Annotated in this window: 9 protein-coding genes; 3 read left to right on the top strand and 6 right to left on the bottom strand. The window is 38.7% G+C overall.

All coding sequences use genetic code 11. From position 1 onward, the window contains the following. The 3 genes from AC6F75_RS06575 to AC6F75_RS06565 form a co-directional block, all read right to left on the bottom strand. Window positions 1-125, bottom strand: a 125-nt coding sequence (locus AC6F75_RS06575) for an RES domain-containing protein (protein WP_500714161.1), incomplete at its 3' end; no start/stop codon positions are given. Continuing rightward, a complete protein-coding gene (locus AC6F75_RS06570) occupies window positions 125-613 on the bottom strand; it encodes a type II RES/Xre toxin-antitoxin system antitoxin (RefSeq protein ID WP_500714160.1) in 489 nt (162 codons plus the stop codon). The genes AC6F75_RS06575 and AC6F75_RS06570, both read right to left, overlap by 1 nt. Window positions 614-667: 54 nt before the next feature. Next, the gene (locus tag AC6F75_RS06565; protein WP_500714159.1) at window positions 668-1,390 is read right to left on the bottom strand and encodes a TerB family tellurite resistance protein; all 723 of its coding nucleotides are present in this window, start codon (window positions 1,388-1,390) and stop codon (window positions 668-670) included. A gap of 178 nt (window positions 1,391-1,568) precedes the next feature. Here AC6F75_RS06565 and AC6F75_RS06560 point away from each other — a divergent pair, with 178 nt between their 5' ends. The 3 genes from AC6F75_RS06560 to AC6F75_RS06550 all read left to right on the top strand — a co-directional run bounded on the left by AC6F75_RS06560 (window position 1,569) and on the right by AC6F75_RS06550 (window position 3,453). Continuing rightward, entirely contained in the window at window positions 1,569-1,979 is a 411-nt protein-coding gene (locus AC6F75_RS06560; protein WP_500714158.1) for a BrxA/BrxB family bacilliredoxin, read from the top strand. Between the two features lie 67 nt (window positions 1,980-2,046). Further along, entirely contained in the window at window positions 2,047-2,790 is a 744-nt protein-coding gene (locus AC6F75_RS06555) for a 1-acyl-sn-glycerol-3-phosphate acyltransferase (RefSeq protein ID WP_500714157.1), read from the top strand. A 6-nt stretch (window positions 2,791-2,796) separates the two neighbouring features. Further along, entirely contained in the window at window positions 2,797-3,453 is a 657-nt protein-coding gene (locus AC6F75_RS06550) for an HD domain-containing protein (protein WP_500714156.1), read from the top strand. 4 nt (window positions 3,454-3,457) lie between these two features. Here the strand turns inward: AC6F75_RS06550 and AC6F75_RS06545 are convergent, their stop codons facing one another. From AC6F75_RS06545 to AC6F75_RS06535, 3 genes are all read right to left on the bottom strand, one after another. Next, window positions 3,458-4,549, bottom strand: a complete 1,092-nt coding sequence (locus AC6F75_RS06545) for a PA0069 family radical SAM protein (RefSeq protein ID WP_500714154.1) — start codon at window positions 4,547-4,549, stop codon at window positions 3,458-3,460. A gap of 77 nt (window positions 4,550-4,626) precedes the next feature. Beyond that, window positions 4,627-5,409 carry an enoyl-CoA hydratase-related protein gene (locus tag AC6F75_RS06540; RefSeq protein WP_500714153.1) on the bottom strand — a complete coding sequence of 261 codons (783 nt, stop codon included), beginning with the start codon at window positions 5,407-5,409 and terminating at the stop codon, window positions 4,627-4,629. 17 nt (window positions 5,410-5,426) lie between these two features. Beyond that, window positions 5,427-6,110, bottom strand: a 684-nt coding sequence (locus AC6F75_RS06535; protein ID WP_500714152.1) for an ATP-binding protein, incomplete at its 5' end; no start/stop codon positions are given.

Genomic DNA, 6,110 nt, shown 5'->3' with positions numbered 1-6,110 from the left:
GCCCGGCTTTCTGAAGTGTAAATCATTTCCACGCCTTTTGAATTCCAGCGGTTGCCCGAAAGCGCAGCACCCTTGCCTGATAATTCCCCGGCATATTTTTTTCGCGAAAGCCTGTAAACCTTCATTAAGCAAAAATACCGTAGTCAATCCTGTTCAACTCGTTTAAAACAAGCTCTTTCCCATAGGAATCTTGAAGGAGCTCAAAGGGCTTATGAGAGCCTAAAGCAAAACAAGGAGTATTTAACCACTGCTGAAATTGACTGGGAGAATCAAAAACCTGATTTCCCAAAAGAGCTACTTCAGCAATTTCTATGATTTTTTCAGAATGAATGGGTTTGAACAAAAAATCCTTCTCCTGCTTGTAGCGCTGCAGCGATTTTGTGGAAGTATTGAGCACCTCTGCCCAATCATCATCAGAAAAAGGAACTATGTTTTTAATTTCAGAAAACAAAGAAAACGGAATGCCCTTTCTAATGGTGTGAATCAACAATAGCTTGTTGTTGAGCAAATCTTCAAATGTAAAATTGCTCTTTATGGATATATCTGAAGTCTTGCGAACATATACAGCAGCAGCTTCATTTACCTGATTGATTTGTACTTTAAAATTTCTCATTGCTCAGACATTTGACCTCAAATATACGACATTTGTCTTGAATAAAAAAATAATTTAAAATCCTTTCTCTTTCTGCAACTGCTCATAGGCCTCCTGCACTTTTCTGAATTTATCTTCGGCACCTTTACGGTAGGCTTCATCCATATGTTGTAATTTGTCAGGATGGTATTTTTTGGCCATAGTGCGGTAAGCAGCTTTTATATCTGGAACTGTTGCATTTTTTTCAATTTCAAGGATTTTGTAAGCACTGTCAGGATTTTTGAAAAACATCGCTTTTATGCTCTCATAATCCCGGTAACCAACAGCGAGAAAACCGGCGATTTCCCTTATTTTTTCAACTTCAGGCTGGGAAACATGACCGTCTGCTTGCGCAATATTGAAAAGAAAGTGAATGATTTGCAAGCGTGATTCATAGCGCATACGCATTCTCAAATACTCACAAATGGGCTGAGCCGATACCTCTCTCTTTTTTACAACTTCATTGAATGTGCGAAAGGTAGCATTGGCCCTTTCTTTTCCATAAGCCTGAACAAAATAACTTTGAACAAACTGCATTTCCTGGGGACTAATATTACCATCGGCCTTTATGACGATTGAGACAAGAGAAAGTAAATTCAATTCAAAATCTGCCGGTGTAACCCTTTGAGCGCCTGTCGAGCGATACACGCGTGTATTTTTACCCAGGTTCTCAATCAGGCTTCCCAAAATATACCCAATAATAGCTCCAATAAATCGAAAAAATATAAATCCTACTATAGCTGCAACCCAACGAATCAATGGAAAGTTTTTAGAAATTAAAAGAAATGCAAAGATAGGAATAAGTCACGAAAGCCTAAGCCTCTCCTGAATGGATTTTATTTTAACGAAATCTTTGGAATTTGAGAGCCCTAATTTGATGCTTAAAAATACATTTTTTAGTACCTTTGTACTTTAGAATAATTTTAAATAAGGACCTATGTACCCACCAGAATTAGTTAGACCCATGCGTGAAGACCTTACCAAAGAGGGCTTTGCAGAATTACATAACGCTTCAGAAGTTGAACAAGCTTTACAAAGAAAAGGAACCACTCTGGTAGTGGTCAATTCAGTTTGTGGTTGTGCTGCAGCAAATGCACGTCCAGGAGCGAAAATGTCACTTCAAAACAGTAAAAAACCGGAACAATTAGTCACAGTTTTTGCAGGTGTTGACCGTGAGGCCACAGATGCTGCCAGAGCACAAATGATTCCTTTCCCACCTAGTTCTCCTTCTATAGCACTTTTTAAAGACGGGGAGTTGGTTCACATGCTGGAGCGTCATCACATTGAAGGAAGACCCGCACAACTTATAGCTGAAAATTTAATGGATGCTTACAATCAATATTGTTAGGCACAGTAAAACATAGATTTGTGAAACCGCTTTTAATTGAAGCGGTTTTTTTATTTTTGATTACACGATGAAATTAATTTCAAAAATATTCCGTTATATCCTTTCAGTCGTATTTTATTTACTGTTTGGATTTTTTCTATTGCTCTTTGAACCAATACAAAGGGTATGCTTAAATGTTTTTGGCTACAATTCACACAAAAAGAGTGTTGCTATTTTTAACTGGCTTATTATACGAAGCCTTCACGTACTGGGAACAACATATAAAATCACTGTTCACGGAAAATTGCCGATTGACAAACCGGTAATCATTGTGTCCAATCACCAAAGTATGTGGGACATTCCGCCACTAATCTGGTTTTTAAGAAAGTTGCACCCAAAATTTATTTCCAAGAAAGAATTAGGCAAAGGAATTCCCACTATTTCTTACAATTTAAAACATGGTGGATCAGTTTTGATTGACCGAAAAAACCCGGTTCAGGCAACAAAGGAAATAAAAAATATCGCTGAGTATATTTCAAAACACAACCGTGGAGTCGTAATTTTTCCTGAAGGTACCCGAAGTAGAACCGGAATACCAAAACAGTTTAAGCATAAGGGATTAAAAACCCTTTTTGAAAATGCTCCTAATGCTTTTGTCGTTCCTGTTTCTATCAGTAATTCCTGGAGGTTGCAGCGTTATGGCATTTTTCCAATTCCGATAGGACTCCGCCTGACGTTTCAAATTCACCCTGCAATTAAAGTTTCAGATTTTGGACATGAAGAACTTATTCAAAAGCTGGAAAAGCAAATCACTGAGGCTGTGACCCATTAATCAATTATGACTAGAGAAGAGAGCCTTATCGAAAATACAATTCAGTTTGTTAAAGAAACACTTGGAAATGCTGAAGGCGGCCACGACTGGTTTCACATTGAACGCGTGTATAAAAACAGTTTTTTGATTGCTGAAAGTGAAAATTGTGATTTACTGGTTGTAAAGTTAAGTGCGCTGCTTCACGATATCGCAGACAGCAAATTTCACAAAGGTGATGAGGCTGTTGGTCCCGCTATTGCGAAAGGATTTTTGGAAAAAGAACAGGTCTCAAAAGAGGTTGTTGAGCACGTAATAAAAATCATAGAAAACATCTCCTTCAAAGGCGGAAATGAGCAACAATCGTTTCACTCAAAAGAACTTGAAATTGTTCAGGATGCAGACCGGCTGGATGCTATTGGAGCCATTGGTATTGCAAGGGCATTTAGCTATGGCGGTTTCAAAAACCGAAAACTTTATGATCCGGCGATAAAACCTAATTTAAAACTAACAAAAGAAGAATATAAAAATTCAACAGCACCAACCATCAATCATTTTTACGAAAAGCTATTGTTACTCAAAGATAGAATGAATACTGAAACAGGTAAAAAGCTTGCACAGAAAAGGCATGATTTTATGGAAACGTATTTAGAGCAGTTTTATAAAGAATGGGAAGGAAGTGTTTAGGCTTTCAAAACAAACGCATTTGTTCGGTTTTAGAATGTGCATATTTTGCCCTTTCTGCTTCAAATAAAGAAGTATTTAACGTCTTTATATATTCATTTGGCAAATATTTCTTTCGGGCAATGACAAACTGCTGATGGATTTGCTCTGCGATAGTACCCTCCCCTTTCATTCTTCTTCCATATTGGGAATCATTTAAAGTGCCTCCGTGACAAGCTGCTATTTGATGTAACACTTTTTCAGCCCGGTCAGGAAGTGTTTTATTGATCCATTCAGTAAACACTTCAGCAATGGAACCGTTTAGGCGCACAATAGTATAGCCCACAGAAACAGCTCCTCTCTTTGCCACCTCTTTTATCAAAGGCAATATCTCGTGACTGTTAATGGCAGGAATGATGGGTGCCATCATCACATTCACCGGAACACCAATGTCGGTTAATACCTTCACGGTCTTCAATCGTTTGGCAATAGTAGCTGTTCTTGGTTCCAGAATTCGCCTTGTGGATTCTTGTAAAGAGGTAATTGAAATCGAAACATGAATTAGATTGTCTTTGGCCAGTTCTTGCAGAATATCCATATCTCTTTGTATCAGAGAATTTTTGGTGATAATTCCAACCGGATGTTTGTATTTCAAGAAAAGCTGCAATAATTCACGGGTAATTTTCAATTTCTTCTCTATGGGTTGGTAGCAATCTGTATTTCCCGAAAGCACTATTGTCGTTTCTTTCCAGGTTTTTTTCTTAAAGTGGTTTTCCAATAATTCTGCGGCATTTTTCTTAACCAGAATCTTTTGTTCAAAGTCAAGACCAGCATTATATCCCCAATATTCATGGGAGTTTCTTGCATAACAATACACACAACCATGTTCGCAGCCTTGATAGGGATTTAAGGAATATCCCATACCCACATCGGGGCTGTTTACTTTGTTGACAATAGTTTTTGGAAAGGTGGCTATAAAATGGGTTTTGGTGTTTTGGGGTTCATCACCTTCAATAGCGCAATGATTAAGGAAATCATCACGCAATTCAGAAGTGTGTTCTAAAAACTTATTGATAGTGTGGTGTTGGGCACCGCGACCTTTTATATAATCGAAAGACATTATTCAACTTTGAGAGTACATTTTCAAAGTTAAATAAAACTCAGGATTTAATCCTATTTATTTTGGAATATTTCCATTTATTTACCGGGAAAATTAGCTTTTCGTTTTTCCAAGAAGGCTGTAGTGCCCTCTTTAAAATCTTGAGTGCCAAAACAATTTCCAAATTCTTCTATCTCCACTTTAAAGCCATTAACCCCATCATTATAGTTTGCATTTACTGAGCGTATAGCAGCCGCAATCGCAACGGTTGAGTTTCTCATAATTTTTTCAGCGATGCTTTTGGCAAGTGGAATTAATTCTTCCTGAGTGGTTACATGGTTGACCAACCCATAATTCAGTGCTTGATTGGCATCTATCATTCCGGCTGTCATGATCATTTCCATTGCCCTGCCTTTCCCCACAAGTTGCGAAAGCCGTTGAGTACCTCCATAACCGGGAATCACGCCCAGTGATACTTCCGGCAAGCCCATTTTGGCATTGTCGCTTGCAATTCTGAAATGGGCTGCCATCGCCAATTCAAGCCCACCTCCCAGTGCAAATCCGTTGATTGCTGCTATTATTGGGGTGGAAAGATTGGCTGTCAGATCAAATAACAATTGTTGCCCCTGAGAGGACAATTTGCGCCCCTCTTTTACAGAAAAAGAAGCAAATTCACTGATGTCTGCCCCGGCAACAAACGCCTTGTCGCCGCTTCCGGTTAGAATTATTACCTTAGTCTCTCTGTCAAGTTCACTTGCAAGCAAGGCCTTGTTCAGCTCTTTTATGGTTTCAGAATTAAGCGCATTGAGTTTTGAAGGTCTGTTTATGGTAATCATGGTGATGCCACCTTTGGTTTCGACAAGTATATTCTCAAAATTCATCTGAATATGTTTTTTATTTAGTCTATAAATTTAGGGAATTCTACGGTAAAAACAGAGCCTTTACCTGAATCTGAACTCAAAGTTATTCTTCCACCGTAGTTTTCGATAATGCTTTTAACCATCGCTAATCCTAAACCCATTCCGCTGCTTTTGGTTGTGAATTTGGGTTCAAAAATGCGTTCTTTGTTTTGTTCCGGAATACCCGAGCCGTTGTCTGTTACTTCTATGACAGCAGTTTTGTCTTTACTGAAAACCCTCACTGTAACTTCCGGGTTGTCTTTTTCTTCTACAGACTGAACAGCATTTTTAACCAGATTTGTCACCACCCTGATGAGTTGAGTCCTGTCCATTTTTACGATGATTTCCTCTTCATCGGTTTCAAAATGCACATAGTCTTCATTGAAAATGTCCAAAGCCAGTTTGGTGATTTTAATCAAATTTAAAGTTTCATCCTTTTGGGCGGGCATATTGGCGTAAGTAGAAAACGCCGAAGCTATCGAACTCATAGTGTCGATTTGCTGGGTCATTGATGACGAAAACTCTTTTACTTTGAGGTGGATTTCCGGGTCGTTAGGATCAAACTTTCGCTCAAAACTTTGCACGCTCAACCTCATAGGCGTTAACGGATTTTTGATTTCATGGGCCACTTGTTTTGCCATTTCACGCCAGGCAGATTCCCGTTCATTTGCCGCAAGAGCTGC

The organism is Planktosalinus sp. (genome assembly GCF_059864935.1).
The sequence above is the reverse complement of the archived record's forward strand: the minus strand, read 5'-3'. Positions and strand labels throughout refer to the sequence as shown.